Annotated in this window: 8 protein-coding genes; 5 read left to right on the plus strand and 3 right to left on the minus strand. The window is 68.7% G+C overall.

Going from position 1 to position 14,086, the window contains the following annotated elements; all coding sequences use genetic code 11:
- Positions 1 to 103 precede the first annotated feature (103 nt).
- Complete coding sequence (locus AC3A56_RS17165) at positions 104 to 3,853, plus strand: translocation/assembly module TamB domain-containing protein (protein ID WP_487771161.1); 3,750 nt, start codon at positions 104 to 106, stop codon at positions 3,851 to 3,853.
- Here AC3A56_RS17165 and AC3A56_RS17170 read toward each other — a convergent pair whose 3' ends face one another.
- The 3 genes from AC3A56_RS17170 to AC3A56_RS17180 form a co-directional block, all read right to left on the minus strand.
- Entirely contained in the window at positions 3,854 to 4,561 is a 708-nt protein-coding gene (locus AC3A56_RS17170; protein ID WP_487771162.1) for an SDR family oxidoreductase, read from the minus strand. It lies immediately after the preceding gene.
- Between the two features lie 95 nt (positions 4,562 to 4,656).
- Positions 4,657 to 5,796 carry an HlyD family secretion protein gene (locus AC3A56_RS17175; RefSeq protein WP_487771163.1) on the minus strand — a complete coding sequence of 380 codons (1,140 nt, stop codon included), beginning with the start codon at positions 5,794 to 5,796 and terminating at the stop codon, positions 4,657 to 4,659.
- Positions 5,793 to 6,389: a TetR/AcrR family transcriptional regulator gene (locus AC3A56_RS17180; RefSeq protein WP_487771164.1), complete on the minus strand. Its 597-nt coding sequence runs from the start codon at positions 6,387 to 6,389 to the stop codon at positions 5,793 to 5,795. The genes AC3A56_RS17175 and AC3A56_RS17180 overlap by 4 nt, the downstream gene beginning before the upstream one ends.
- A 65-nt stretch (positions 6,390 to 6,454) precedes the next feature.
- Between AC3A56_RS17180 and AC3A56_RS17185 the strand changes: the two genes are divergently transcribed.
- The 4 genes from AC3A56_RS17185 (at position 6,455) to AC3A56_RS17200 (ending at position 14,085) form a co-directional block, all read left to right on the plus strand.
- Complete coding sequence (locus AC3A56_RS17185) at positions 6,455 to 8,053, plus strand: DHA2 family efflux MFS transporter permease subunit (RefSeq protein WP_487771165.1); 1,599 nt, start codon at positions 6,455 to 6,457, stop codon at positions 8,051 to 8,053.
- A 108-nt stretch (positions 8,054 to 8,161) separates the two neighbouring features.
- Positions 8,162 to 8,653, plus strand: coding sequence for a DUF4019 domain-containing protein (locus AC3A56_RS17190; protein ID WP_487771166.1), 492 nt, complete (start codon positions 8,162 to 8,164; stop codon positions 8,651 to 8,653).
- A gap of 121 nt (positions 8,654 to 8,774) precedes the next feature.
- Positions 8,775 to 10,826: a M13 family metallopeptidase gene (locus AC3A56_RS17195; protein ID WP_487771167.1), complete on the plus strand. Its 2,052-nt coding sequence runs from the start codon at positions 8,775 to 8,777 to the stop codon at positions 10,824 to 10,826.
- Between the two features lie 223 nt (positions 10,827 to 11,049).
- On the plus strand, positions 11,050 to 14,085 hold the full coding sequence (locus AC3A56_RS17200) for a ligand-binding sensor domain-containing diguanylate cyclase (protein WP_487771168.1): 3,036 nt from the start codon (positions 11,050 to 11,052) through the stop codon (positions 14,083 to 14,085).
- The last annotated feature ends 1 nt before the right edge of the window (position 14,086 follow it).

Consider the following 14,086-nt stretch of genomic DNA (forward strand, 5'->3'; position numbering starts at 1 on the left):
AGTTGCAAAAGGGCAGGACTGCCCTTTTGCAACTTTGGGTAGAAGGTGGCATCGCAAGAAGTAAAAAACGCAATAACCGAAGGAAACGGAAGGCATCGTATTCATGAAGTGGTTCAAGCGCATCGCCATCGCCTTCGCCGCGCTGCTGCTGGTCGTGGCGGCAGCGCTGTGGTGGCTGCTCGGCACCGACGCGGGCCTGCGCTTCGCGCTGGCGCGGGCACAAAGCGCCACCGACGGCGCGCTGCAGGTGCGCCAGGCCACGGGTCGGCTGATCGGCCCGCTCGATCTCACCGGGGTGCGTTATGACGACGGCAAGGGCACCGTGGTTTCGCTGGCGAAAGCGCATCTGGATCTGCGCCTGTGGCCGCTGCTGGCCAAGCGCGTCCACGTGCTGGCGCTGGACGCCGATGGCGTCGAGGTGAGCCTGCCCGCGCCTGCCGCCGACAAGGCCGAAAGCAGCGGCAGCTTTTCGCTGCAGCCGCCGTTGGAGATCATCTTCGATCGCGCGCACGTGGGCAGCGTCAAGATAAGCCAGGCCGGCAAGCCGGTGTTCGCCTCCGACCGGCTCGACCTTGCCGGCCGCTGGAGCAACCAGGGCATCGAGGTGCGTCAGCTGGCGCTGCAGGCGCCCGATGGGCACGTCGACCTGGATGGCCTGCTGGTGCTGGGAACGCCCTACCACGGCAACGGCAAGGCGGCCTTCGCCTGGAAGGTCGGCACCACCGAATACGCCGGCAGCCTCGACGTGCACAGCGACGGCAAACAGGCCACGCTGGATTTCAGGCTCACCGCGCCCACGCCGCTGCGGTTGCAGCTGGCGCTGACCCAGGGTGGCGACTACGCCTGGACGGGCAAGCTCGACGCGCCGCGCTTCGATCCGACACCCGTGCTGGGCGAAAGCTCGCTGAAGACCGTGGCGCTCGCGCTGCAAGGCCATGGCGATCGCTACAGCGGCACGCTCGATGGCCGGCTGGAGCTCAACGATTACCAGCTCCTGCTGCAGCCGCTGCGGGCGTCGCTCAGCCGCGATTTCCAGGTGCTCACCCTGCAGCAGCTCACGCTGGGCTCGCCGCAGATCAAGGGCAAGCTGGAAGCCAGCGGCAACGTGCAGCTGGCCGCCAAGCCGCTCAGCGCCGAGCTGGACATCCGCTGGAACGAGCTACAACTGCCCGCCGACCTGGTCGGCCAGGAGCTGGCCAGCCAGGGCGAACTCAAGGCCAGCGGCAGCGTCGACAGCTACCGCGCCAGCGGCGACGTGCGCATCGGCCCGCCCGGCAAGCTGGCGGCGCTCACGCTCGACCTCGACGGCACACCACAACGGATCAACCTGCACACGCTGGCGTTGAAGCAGGCCAGTGGCGGCCTGCAGGCGAACGGCATGCTTACCCTGCAGCCGGTGCTGGCCTGGCAGGCCGAAGCCAGCGCCGACCAGCTCGACCCGGGCCAACTGTTTGCCGGCTGGAACGGCGCGCTGGATTTCGACATCGCCAGCCACGGCAGCCTGCCGCCGAACGGCCCGGACGCCACGCTGGAGATCCGCCGGCTGGGCGGCAGGTTGCGCGAGCGCAGCGTCAACGGCAGCGGCAAGCTGCATCTGTCACCGGACGAGGTGGTGGACGGCCAGCTGGAGCTGGCCTCGGGCCGCAGCAACATCCACCTGGTCGGCAAGCCCGGCAACAGCAACGACGTCGCGCTGGATCTGGCAGTCGCCTCGCTGGGCGACTGGCTGCCGGATGCCGGCGGACGTCTGGACGGCCATTTCACCATTGCCGGCAGGCAACCAGGCTTGAGCATCAACGGCCAGCTGCACGGGCAGGCCTTGTCATGGCAGCAACAGAAGGCCGACAGCTTGCAGCTGATCGTGGGCGTGCCCGACATCAGCCATCCCGCGGGCAAGATCGACCTGCAGACCCGCAACGTCTACCTGCAGGGCCTGCTGTTCGAGCAGGTGCACCTGCTGGCCGAGGGCAGCCAGCCCGATCATCGCCTGCAACTGGACGCCCGCGGCAGCCAGCTGTCGGGCCGGCTCGACCTGCGCGGTTCGCTGAAAGGCCCGCAATGGAAGGGCACCTTGTCCACGCTGGACCTGGAACCGCAGGGCATGCCGCCATGGCGGCTGCTGCAGCCGTCGCAGCTGGCCTACAACGACGGTGCGATGAGCCTGTCCGAACTGTGCCTCAGCGCGGGCGATCCGCAGCTGTGCCTGACCGCGAAGCAGGACAAGCCTGGCAACCTCGACGCCAGCTACCGGCTGCAAGCGCTGCCGCTGGCCCTGCTGCTGAATGCCACCGGCAATGCCGACCTGCCGATGCGCGCCGATGGCGTCCTGGAGGGCAGTGGCAAGCTGCGGCGCAGCGCGGCGGGCGCGCTCAGCGGCAACGCGTCGATCCATTCCGCGCAGGGCACCATCAGCTACACCGACCGCACCGACGAGCCTCTGCTGCATTACAGCCAGTTGCGGCTGGACGCGGAACTCGCGCCGGGCGGGCAACGGATCGAGGCACACGCGGGACTCGATGACGGTGGCCATCTGGACGGCCAGCTCACCATCACTGGCGCGCAGCAGGCGCTGGGTGGCCAGCTCGACCTGCGCCTGAACAACCTCGCCTTCATCGAGTTGTTCAGCAGCGAGGTGGCCGGGGTCAAGGGCGGCGCCAGCGGGAATTTCCGCTTCGGCGGGACGCTGAAGCAGCCGGCCGTCATTGGCCAGGCCAGCGTGGTGGATCTTGCCGCGGAGTTGCCGTCGGCGGGACTCAAGCTGAGCGAAGGCCAGCTCGTGGTCAGCACCAGCGACGCCCGCCAGTTCCTGATCCGGGGCAGCGTGAAGTCGGGCAAGGGCAGCGTGGCGATCAACGGCAGCGCCGGACTTGGCGAAGGGGCGCAAACCTCGTTGAGCCTCAAGGGCAGCCAGTTCACCGCGGTCGACATCCCCGCGGCCAAAGCCGTGATTTCGCCCGACCTCACCCTGAAGCAGGACGCCAGCGGCATCGAGCTCGGTGGTTCGCTGGCCATCGACAGCGCCGACATCAATGCGGAGAAATTGCCCGGCGCCGGCGCGACCCAGGCATCGCCCGACGTGGTCGTGGTCGACGAGAAGCAACAGCAGGAGGCCGCCAGCAAGCTGCCGCTCAGCGCGGTGGTCAAGGTCGACCTCGGCCGCAGGACCCACGTGGTGGGCATGGGACTGAACGGCACCGTGACCGGCGTGCTCACCGTGATCGATCGCCCCGGCCGGGCCACCACCGGCCAGGGCCAGATCGCGGTGAACGGCACCTATCGCGCCTACGGCCAGGATCTCGCCATCCAGCACGGCCAGCTGCTGTTCGCCAGCACGCCGATCGACAACCCGGGCCTGAACATCCGCGCGGTGCGCAAGCTCAACCCGAACGCCACCATCGACGAGGGCCAGGAAGTCGGCCTGCTGGTGTCCGGCACCGCGCAGCGGCCGATCCTCACCGTGTTCTCCAACCCGGTGATGGAGCAGTCCGACGCGCTGTCCTACCTGGTCACCGGCAAGCCGCTGTCGCAGGTCAAGGGCGGCGAAGGCGACATGGTCGGCGCCGCCGCCCAGGCGCTGGGCTCGGCCGCCGGCGACCTGCTGGCCAAGAGCATCGGCTCGAAGCTGGGCGTCGACGACATCGGCGTGTCCAGCAACGAGGCGCTCGGCGGCAGCTCCGCGTTCACCGTGGGCAAGTACCTGTCGCCGCGGCTGTATCTCAGCTACGGCGTGGGCCTGTTCGAACCCGGCGAAGTGATCACCCTGCGTTACCGGCTCAGCCGGCGCTGGAACTTCGAGGCCCAGCAGGCCACCGAATTCAGCCGCGCCAGCCTCAACTACCGCATCGAGAGATGATCAGCCGGCGCTGCCGAGATACAGCGACGGAGTCGCGCCGAAGCCGGCCTTGACGTAGCGCGCGGTGTCATCCGCCAGCACTTCCGAGGCACCGGCCTCGACGCCGGCCAGCACCGCCTGCGCGACGTCGGCGGGCTTCGACTTCGGCGCCTCGACGGTCTTCACCATGTCGGTGTCGATGTAGCCCGCATGCACCGCGACGACCTGGGTGCCCTGCCCGCGCAACTCGTTGCGCAAGCCGTTGGTGAGCGCCCACGCGGCGGCCTTGGAGACGGAGTAGTCGCCGGTGCCCGGCAGGCTGGCCCAGCTCAGGGCGGACAGCATGTTGACCAGCGCGCCACCGCCGTTGCGGCCCAGCACCGGCGCGAACGCGCGGCTCACAGCAAGCACGCCGTAGAGGTTGGTTTCCATCACAGCGCGCAGCGCGTCCACGCCGTTGTCGCCGAGCAGGCTGTCGCCGCCGATGACGCCGGCGTTGTTGATCACCAGGTCGACGTCGCCACACTGCGCGGCGGCCGCGGCGATGTCGGCGGCGTTGTTGACGTCGAGTCGCACCGGCACCAGGCCGTCCAACGATGGCACGGTCGAGGGATCGCGCGCGCCGGCGTAGACCTTGCGCGCGCCGGCGGCCAGCAAGGCCTGCGCGTAGGCGAGCCCGAGCCCGCGATTGGCGCCCGTGACGAAAGCGACACTGTTCTGGATTTTCATGAGTCGGAACCTCGGAGAAGTGGGAGTGGGACTTTGCTGGCCGCGACCCGCGCGGCCTATCCGTTTCTTGCGGGTGATGACGGTGTTGCGCCTGTTCAGCGCGCCGCCTGCATGGAGGGCGATCCGCCCAGCTTCACGCTGACGGTGCTGGACAGGCCCGGCCGCAGCCGCGCCAGCGCAGCCTGGCCCGGATCGAAGCGGATGCGTACCGGCACCCGCTGCACGATCTTGGTGAAGTTGCCGGTGCCCGGCTCGAACGGCAGCAACGAGAACTGCGAACCGGAACCCGGCGCGAAACTCTCGACGTGGCCGTGCAGGGCCTGGCCGGGCAGGGCGTCGACCTCCACGCTGGCGTCCTGGCCGACCACCATGCGCGCGGTCTGGGTTTCCTTGAAGTTCGCGATCACGTACAACGCGTCCAGCGGCACCACGGTGAGCAGGCGCGAGCCCGGCTGCACGTAATCGCCCGGTTCGACCTGGCGGTCGCCGACCACGCCGTCGATCGGTGCGCGGATCAAGGTGTTGGCCTGATCCTGCCGGGCCAGCTCGAGCGCGGCCTTCGCGGTGGCGACGCCGGCCTCGGCCTGGGCAAGCCCGGCCTGCAGGGCGAGCCGGCTCGCGTGGGTCACCGACGCCGCATCGCGGCTGACGGCAAACTGGGCGCGGCTGTGTTCCGCGTTGGCCTGGGCGGTGATAGCCGCCGTGCGGAACTGTTCGGCCGCGCTGCGCGACACCGCACCGCTGGCGATCAGCGCATCGTAGCGTCGACGGTCGGCCTCGGCCTGCTTCTGCTGCGCATCGGACGAGCGGATGGAAGTCTGCGCCGCACGCATGTTCGAGCCCGCGAGGCGTTCCTGCGCGTCGAGCGCGATCAGTGCGGCCTTCGCCGCAGCGACCGAGGCCCGCGCGCTCTGCAGGTTCGCCGTGGCCGATGCCACGCGGGCGTCGAATTCCTCCGCGTCGATGCGCAGCAGCGGATCGCCGCGATGCACGCGCTGGTCGTGTTGCACCAGCACCGCGGCAACCAGCCCGCGCACCTTGGGTGCGACCACCGAGCTGTCGGCCTGCAGGTAGGCGTTGTCGGTAGAGACGCTGCGCTTGGGCGCGGCGATCCACCAGGCGCCGGCGAGCGCGATCGCCAGGGCCCCGACCAGCAGCGGCTTGCGCGACCATGGTGTGCGGGGAAGCGCCGCGGCGGCGGTCGCAGGCGTGCCCGAAGTACCGTCGGCGCTCATCGCTGCGATGCCTTCAAGCCGAAGCGCTGCTTGAGCTGCGCACGCGAGGCGGAGAGGATCGCGTCGGAGCGTTTCGCATCCGGCTCGATCCGCGCCAGCGACAGCGCGCCGATCAGCTCGGCGATCATCGAACGCGCCCCGGCTTCGGGTTCGGCATGACCCAGCAGCGCCAGCTGGCCGGCCAGACCTGCCGTGGACAGCTGCACGCCGAGCGCGAACTGCTCGCGCGCCGGCTCGGCCAGCCGCGGCACGTCCGAGGCCAGCGCGGCCATCGGGCAGCCGAAGCCGCGGGCGTCGCGATGTTTCTTCGACAGGTAGAAATCGACATAGGCCGCCAGCCCTTCGGCCGGGTCACGATCGGCGGTTTCGTGTTCCAGCCGCGCGCGCGCCTGCTCGAACATCTGTCCGATCGCCGCGGCGACCAGCTCGTCCTTGGACTTGAAGTGGGCGTAGAAGCCGCCGTGGGTCAGCCCCGCCTCGGCCATCACGCCGGCCACGCCGACGCGATCCGGGCCGTCGCTGCGGATCGCGCGCGCCGCGGCCTCCAGCACCAGCTCGCGGGTCTTCTGCTTGTGTTCGGTGTCGTAGCGCATGACGGCCTCGCTTTTTAATATGATGATCATCATACTACAATTTCCCACCGATGCAAGAGCTGCCCGTGAACGCCCTCGCCACCACCTCCCAAGCCACCCCGGTCGCCCCCGCCGACCTGCCGCTGCCGCGCAAATTCCTGATCTTCGGCGTGATGGCGTTCGGCATGTTCATGGCGCTGATCGACATCCAGATCGTGGCCGCCTCGCTCAACGAGATCCAGGCCGGACTCTCCGCCGGACCGGACGAGATCAGCTGGGTGCAGACCGGCTACCTGATGGCGGAACTGGTGATGATCCCGTTCTCCGCTTTCCTGGCGCAGGCGCTGTCCACGCGCTGGCTGTTCGCGCTGTCGGCCGCGCTGTTCACGCTCGCCAGCGCGCTGTGCGGAATGGCCTGGGACATCCAGTCGATGACCGTGTTCCGGGTGATCCAGGGCTTCGTCGGCGGCGCGATGGTGCCGACCGTGTTCGCCACCGGTTTTGCGCTGTTCACCGGGAAGCAGCGCGCGCTGATCCCGGCGATCCTCGGCATGGTCTCGGTGCTGGCGCCGACGCTGGGTCCGACCGTGGGCGGATGGCTCACCGAGGTGGTCGGCTGGCGCTCGATCTTCTACGTCAACATCGTGCCGGGCGTGGCCGTCGCCGTGCTGTCGATGCTGCTGGTGAGGGTGGACCGGCCGAACCTGGCGATGCTGAAGCAGATCGACTACGTGCACCTGGTTGCGATGGCGGTGTTCCTCGGCGGGCTCGAATACGTGCTGGAGGAAGGCCCGCGCCACGAGTGGCTGGGCGACCCGGCGATCGCCACTGCGGCATGGTTTTCGCTGGTGGGGTTCGCGCTGTTCCTCGAGCGCTCGCTGCGCTCGTCCGGGCCGATCGTGCGGCTGTCGCCGTTCCGCCAGTCCACCTTCGTGCTGGCCTGCGTGCTCAGCCTGGTGATCGGTTTCGGGCTGTACGCGGCGACCTATCTGGTGCCGGTGTTCCTGGGCCGCGTGCGCGGCTACAACAGCCTGCAGATCGGCACCACGGTATTCGTCACCGGCCTGGCGCAGATCCTCAGCACGGTGGTGGCGGCGCGGCTGTCGCAGCGCATCGACGCGCGCTGGACGATCAGCGCCGGCCTGCTGCTGTTCGCCGCCAGCCTGTGGATGTTTTCCGCAATGACGCCCGAATGGGGCTTCGCCGCGCTGTTCTGGCCTCAAGTGCTGCGCGGCTTCGCGATCATGCTGTGCATCGTGCCCAGCGTGAACATGGCCTTGAACGGTTTTGCCGCGGCCGAGCTGCGCTACGCCTCGGGTCTGTTCAACCTGATGCGCAACCTCGGCGGCGCGATCGGCATCGCGGTGGTCAACACCTGGCTGCAGGACCAGAGCCGCATCCACGTCGCGCGCTTCGGCGAGAGCCTGGGCGAAAGCGGCCGCCATGTCGGCGAGGTGGTCGCGCAACTGGCCGGGCGGATCGGCCAGCTCACCGCCGATACCTCCCACGCCCTGCTGATGGCGCAGGGCGAGCTGGGCCGACTGGTGTCGCGCACGGCATTGACGCTCGCCTTCGACGACGTGTTCCGGCTGATGGCGTGGATGTTCGTCGCCGCGCTGCTGCTGGTGCCGTTCTGCCGCACCCCGCCGCATGCCGCCCAGGGTGCTGTCGTGGAAGCGCATTGAGGGAGACGCCCCGCCCGCCCCCGATTTCCGGCCGACAGGGCGTCGACGCGCGCGTCCGGACAGTGCAAGCTGTGCGGCACCGACCTGCCGCCTCATGGAGACCACCGCATGCTCAAGAAGACCCTGCTGACCGCCTTGCTGCTCGGCGCCGCGGCCGGCGCGTTCGCACAGTCGCCGGCGCCGGCAACCCCGGCCAAAACCCAGGCGGCCAGCACGCTGACGCCACAGCAGAAGGCCTTGCTGGAGAAGCAGAACGTGCAGATGGCACAGGCCGCGTTGCGCATCGCGCAGATGGTCGACCAGAACCAGCTTGGCGAGATCTGGGACCAGTCCTCCAGCGTGGCGAAGCAGTCCACCAGCAAGAGCGATTTCGTGAGCGGCGTGAGTTCCGATCGCAGCAAGCTCGGCGCAGCGGGCGAACGCAGGCTGCAGGCGATCACCCGCACCGCCTCGAAGGGCGGCAAGGTGCCGGCCGGCGTGTACGTCAACGTCAGCTACGCCACCCACTTCGCCAAGGCGCCGCGGCCGGTGCGCGAACTGATCTCGTTCCACCTGGACAGCGACAAGGTCTGGCGCGTGGCCGGCTACACCCTGCGCTGACGCCATCCGCCAACGGGCCGGCGTGGCACCGCGCCGGCCCGCCGGGCCATAGCCCACAGGTCATGCACACAACGTGTCGATGGCGCACTATCGTGGGACTTTCCCCGGTGGAGGCGTGATCATGCAACACATGCGATGGATACTCGGTGCCGCGATCCTGTGCAGCGCACCGGCGTGGGCAGCCGCGCCGGCGGCCCGCCCGATCGGGATCGACCTGAAGGGTATCGACCACGGCGTGAAGCCGGGTGACGACTTCTTCCGTTACGCCAATGGCGACTGGCTGAAGACCGCGAAGATTCCTGCCGACCGCTCCAGCACCGGCAGCTTCCTCAAGGTGTTCGAGCAATCCGAGAAGGACACCGCCGAACTGATCCGCAACGCGGGCGCCAGCCACCCCGCCGCCGGCAGCGATGCGCGCAGGATCGCCGACTACTACGCCGCCTGGATGGACACCGCGACGATAGAGAAGCACGGCTTGTCCGCGATCAAGTCCGAGCTGGCCGAGGTCGACGCGATCGCCTCGCGCGCGGACCTGGCCCGCGTGCTGGGCAGCCGCCTGCGTGCCGACGTCGACCCGCTCAACGCCACCCACTACCACACGCAGAACCTGTTCGGCCTGTTCGTCACCCAGGGGCTGGAGGATCCGTCGCACAACGTCGCCTACCTGTTGCAGGGCGGCACCGCCCTGCCCAGCCGCGACTATTACCTGTCCGATGATCCGCACATGGTCGCCGCCCGCGGCAAGTACCTGAGCTATGTCGGCGCCCTGCTGCAGCAGGCCGGCTTCACCGATGCGCAGGCCCGGGCAAAAGCCATCGTCGCGCTGGAAACGAAGATCGCCAAGGCACAGGCCAGCCTGCTCGACAGCGAGAACGTGCACAAGGCCAACAACCTGTGGCGCAGGGACGACTTCGCCAGCAAGGCGCCGGGGCTGGACTGGAACGCCTACTTCAAGGCCGCCGGCCTCGAGAACCAGTCGCAGATCGACGCCTGGCAGCCCGGCGCGATCACCGGCCTGTCCGCGCTCACCGCCAGCGAGCCGCTGCAGGCGTGGAAGGACCTGCTGAGCTTCCACACCATCAACCACGCCGCCGGGCTGCTGCCCAAGGCGTATGCCGACCTCAACTTCGACTTCTTCGTGCGTACCCTGCAGGGCACGCCGGTGCAGCAGCCGCGCTGGAAGCGCGCCGTCGGCGCCACCAGCAACGAGCTGGGCGATGCCGTGGGCCAGTTGTACGTGAAGCACTACTTCCCGGCCTCGTCGAAGGCGGAAATCGAACAGCTGGTGAAGAACCTGATCGCCGCGTTCCATGACCGCATCGACACGCTGAGCTGGATGACACCCGCCACGCGGGCGAAAGCCCAGGCGAAACTCGCCACCTTGCGCGTGGGCGTGGGCTACCCGGAAACCTGGCGGGACTACGGCACGCTCGAGATCCGCGCCGATGATGCGCTGGGCAACCAGCTTCGCGCGGAAAAGTTCGAGTACGAGCACCAGCGCGCCAAGCTCGGCCAGAGTGTCGACAAGGCCGAATGGTGGATGACCCCGCAGACGGTCAACGCGGTGAACCTGCCGCTGCAGAACGCGCTGAACTTCCCCGCCGCGATCCTGCAGCCTCCGTTCTTCGACCCGAAGGCCGATGCCGCCGCAAATTACGGCGCGATCGGCTCGATCATCGGCCACGAGATCAGCCACAGCTTCGACAACCTCGGCGCCGAATTCGACGCCCAGGGCAAGCTGGCCAACTGGTGGACGCCGGAAGACCTGGCCCACTTCAAGGCGGCCGGCCAGCAGCTGGTCGAGCAGTTCAACCAGTACGAGCCGCTGCCCGGCCTGCACGTCGATGGCGAGCAGACCCTGGGGGAAAACATCGCCGACGTTTCCGGCCTGACCATTGCCTACCTCGCCTACCAGAAGTCACTCGATGGCAAGCCGGCACCGGTGATCGACGGCCTCACCGGCGACCAGCGCTTCTTCCTCGCCTTCGGCCAGGCCTGGCGCGGCAAGATCCGCGACGCGGCCCAGCGCCAGCGCCTGGCCACCGACGTGCACGCGCCCGGCGACTTCCGTGCCGAAACCGTGCGCAACCTCGACCCGTGGTACCCCGCCTTCGAGGTGAAGCCGGGCGAGAAGCTGTACCTGGCGCCGAAGGATCGGGTCAAGATCTGGTAAGCGGCGCTTCCGGCCTGCTCGCGCGGGCTGCACGCAGGTGCAGCCCGCCTTCCGGAACGGAACATCGGCGTTGCGCGCGGCCAGGCACGTGTCCGCTTTCGCACCGGACCACATGCGCGCAGGACATCTGCCCTGCCCGGCAAACCATCAATGTTATTGTGCGAAAGAGCCGCCGAGGGGCGGCTTTCTTGTCGCGGGCAGGTCTGGAAAGAAATTGATGGGAATGCGATCGGGGTGGCTTGTACGCCTGGCCATGGCGGCGGCGGTGGCGTTCGCGCCGGCGGCGCCGCTGGCCGCGACGGCCCCGACGGCCGCGCCCACCCAGCCACTCGACCTGTTCGATCTCGGCGCACCGTCGTTCACGACCTTCACCACGCGCGACGGCCTGCCCGATCCCGTCGCGGTGACCCTGGCGACCGATCGGCAAGGCATGGTCTGGGTCGGCACCCCGCATGGCCTGGCCTGGTATGACGGCAAGCGCTGGCATCCACTGGACGACCCCGCCCTGCACGGTTACATCAGTCAGTTGTTCGTCGACGACGCGGGCACGCTGTGGGCCTGCGGCAGCGCGTTCGGCCTGGCCCGGTACGACGGCAGGCACTGGCACGTCGAGGGCGCCGCCGACGGCCTGACCACCAGCCACGTGCGGCGGCTGGTCGAAACGGATCACCCGGGCGGCAAGCGGCTATGGGCGGTGAGCCCGAGTGACGGCCTGTTCTATCGCGATCACGGCCGCTGGCGGGCCGATCCGGGCAATGCCCAGCTGCCCCACGCAGGCTTCCTGGTGCTGGCGCAGACCCGCGACCTTTTCGGACACCCTCGGCTATGGGCTGGCTCGGGCAGCAGCGGCCTGTGGTATCGCGAGGACGAAGGACCCTGGCAACGCTTCAGCGCGGCCGATTTCCGGGCCGGCAACGGCCTGGCCTACCTGCTGGCCACCCGCCACGGGGGACAGGACGCATTGTGGGTCTCCGTCTACAACTCGGGCCTGTGGCGACTGGACGAACATGGAGTGCGCCACTGGAGCGTGGATTCCGGCGAGTTGCCGACCGACGTGCTCTACAACATGGTCGAGACGCCTGTCGCCCATGGCGAGCACGCGCTGTGGGCGTCTTCGCGCAATGGCCTGATCCGCATCTATCACGACAAGGTGCAGGTGTTCGACCGCCGCCACGGCCTGCCGTCGAATGCCCTGCGTGGCGTCAGCACCTGGCGCAGTCCCAATGGCACCGACGTGCTGTGGGCCGCCACCGAGGACGGCGTGGCGCGCGCCACCGTGGACGAGGGCAAATGGAAGACGGTTTCGCTGCTGGGCGCCCACCAGACCGGCGTACTGGCCGTGCTGGTGGACCACGACCCGCAAGGCAACGAACGCCTGTGGGCCGGCTCGGACGGTGATGGCCTGGGCCTGTACGAGCGGGGTCACTGGCGCTACTTCAACAAGGCCGGCGGGCAACTTGCCGATGCCGACGTGAACATGATCGCGCGGGCCGACGACACGGAAGGCCATGCTTCCGTCTGGCTGGGCACGGGCGCGGGTCGCCTGCTGCGCGTGCGCGACGACGCCACCTTCGAACCGGTGGCCACGCCCTGGCCACGCCAGCCCGGGCAACGCCTGAACGACATGCTCAGCCGCCGCATCGACGGCGCGGTCGAACAATGGTTCGCCACCGACGCCTCCGGCGTGCATCGGCTGCGCGACGGCGTCTGGACGTCTTTCCGTCCAGACGGTGTCGTCGGTACCTGGTCGGTAGTGAAGCTGCTGGCGCAGACCACCGCCTACGGCCACGCCTGGTTGTGGGCCACCAGCAACCAGGGGCTGGCCCGATTCGACGGAAAGCAATGGACGTTGCTCGGCCGCGACATCGGCCTGCCCGGCACCGACCTGCTCGGCGTGCAGCTGATTCCCGATGCCCGCGGGCGCCCGATCCTGTGGCTGGGCAGCACCCGTCACGGGGTGATCCGCGTCGACATCAGCGATCCACTGAAGCCGCGCACCCTGCCCGCCGACCTGCCGCCATCGCCCGACCTGACCACCGATGGCGCGCTGGCCGATGCCGGCGGCCGCATCTATGTCTGCACCGATTCGGGCGTGCAGGTGCTCAGCCCGGAAGCGGGTCGCTACCGTTCGCAGGTGTTCACCGTCCGCGATGGCATGGTCAACAACGAATGCAATCCCAACGCGCAGTTCATCGACACGCATGGGCGCTTCTGGACCGGCACGCTGGGCGGATTGATGGTGCACGACCCGGACGAGCAGAAGCCGGACCACGACGCCAAGCCGCTCAAGCTGATCCAGGTGAAGCTGGACGACCAGGCCATGACCGGCGACCGCTACACCATCCCACCAGGTCACCACGAGCTGCGCGTGGATTTCGCCCTGCTGACCTGGCAGCACGAGGACGAATCACGCTTCCGCACCTGGATCGAAGGCTTCAGCAAGGCGCCGGGGGCGTGGACTGCCGACAACTTCCGCGAGATCGGCGCACTGCCGGCCGGCGACTATGTCCTGCATGTCGAGGGCCGGGATCATGCCGGCAACCTCAGCCAGCCTTTGCTGTTGCCGCTCACCGTCGAGCCGTACTGGTGGCAGCACTTGTGGGCGCGGCTGCTGTTCGCTGCCGCGGGCCTCATCGCGATCTGCGCCTTGTGGGCCTGGCGCACGCTGGCGCTGCGCCGACGACAGCATGCGCTGGAGCGCCGCATCGATGCCCGCACCACGGCCTTGAACGACGCCAACCGGCAACTTCTGGAGCTGTCCCGTCGCGATGCGCTGACCGGCGTGTTCAACCGTCGCTGGCTGATGGAATCCCTGCAGGCCATCCATGACGAGCGGCGCGGCGCGGTGGCGTCGATGATCTTCATCGACGTGGACCACTTCAAGCACTTCAATGACAGCTTCGGGCATCTGGTCGGCGACCAGGCGCTGCGCAGCGTGGCCGAAACCATCGGCCGATGCCTGCCGGCGGATGCCGTGCTGGCCCGCTACGGCGGCGAGGAGTTCGCCTGTCTGTTGCCCGACGCGGAATTGCCGGCCGCACACGAACTGGCCGAGAAAATCCGTACCGAGGTGGCGCGGCATGCGGCGCACGACGCAGCCAGGACCACGCGCCAGATCACCATCAGCGTCGGCGTGGCCTGTCGGCGCCTGGAATCGGAAGCCGACGTGGAAATCCTGCTGCGCAAGGCCGATGAGGCGCAATACGAAGCCAAGCGCGCAGGCCGCAATTGCGTGCGCGACGCACCGCCGGGGGCCTGAT

The organism is Rhodanobacter sp. Soil_C_14 (assembly GCF_057657335.1).

What these genes read in the sequence shown, in the direction of transcription:
- AC3A56_RS17190 (WP_487771166.1), top strand. Translation starts at nt 8,162, where the DNA reads ATGCTCAAGAAGACCCTGCTGACCGCCTTGCTGCTCGGCGCCGCGGCC.
- AC3A56_RS17200 (WP_487771168.1), top strand. Translation starts at nt 11,050, where the DNA reads ATGCGATCGGGGTGGCTTGTACGCCTGGCCATGGCGGCGGCGGTGGCG.
- AC3A56_RS17175 (WP_487771163.1), bottom strand. Translation starts at nt 5,796, where the DNA reads ATGAGCGCCGACGGTACTTCGGGCACGCCTGCGACCGCCGCCGCGGCG.
- AC3A56_RS17165 (WP_487771161.1), top strand. Translation starts at nt 104, where the DNA reads ATGAAGTGGTTCAAGCGCATCGCCATCGCCTTCGCCGCGCTGCTGCTG.
- AC3A56_RS17180 (WP_487771164.1), bottom strand. Translation starts at nt 6,389, where the DNA reads ATGCGCTACGACACCGAACACAAGCAGAAGACCCGCGAGCTGGTGCTG.
- AC3A56_RS17170 (WP_487771162.1), bottom strand. Translation starts at nt 4,561, where the DNA reads ATGAAAATCCAGAACAGTGTCGCTTTCGTCACGGGCGCCAATCGCGGG.
- AC3A56_RS17195 (WP_487771167.1), top strand. Translation starts at nt 8,775, where the DNA reads ATGCAACACATGCGATGGATACTCGGTGCCGCGATCCTGTGCAGCGCA.